Annotated in this window: 1 protein-coding gene; it reads left to right on the forward strand. The window is 53.0% G+C overall.

All coding sequences use genetic code 11. The features are described from left to right. Nucleotides 1-170 precede the first annotated feature (170 nt). On the forward strand, nucleotides 171-370 hold a 200-nt coding region (locus tag R0J87_RS18850), incomplete at its 3' end, for a hypothetical protein (RefSeq protein ID WP_498888125.1).

A 370-nucleotide genomic window follows, 5' to 3' on the forward strand; every position in this document is an offset into this window, starting at 1 on the left:
CTCAGATGGCCGTCAGCAAAACCGTCGGGTAGAAGTTATTATTGCTGATGTGCATGAATAGATAACATCGACGCTAAGCGCGCTGGCGCACCGACATTGCAAGACGGAGCGGACATACTGTAGTTGAGACACCGGTAATCTAGCCTGTGTCGCTTTTTACCGGAGTTACTATGGACCAGCCAACAGATCAGAGTACTGCCAGCAGTGCGTTCAGTCATAAAGTCGACTCAGCGTCCGATACCATGCATCGCGCCATCGACCTTGCTGCCGATGCCGCCTCACCGGCACTGAAGCAGATGACAACCAGCGCGCACAGCACAGTAGATAAAATAGCGAATGGTGCCAGCCATGCGGCAGAGGCAATTTCAAC

Source organism: Halomonas sp. SIMBA_159 (assembly GCF_046536035.1).
GTDB lineage: Bacteria > Pseudomonadota > Gammaproteobacteria > Pseudomonadales > Halomonadaceae > Vreelandella > Vreelandella venusta_A.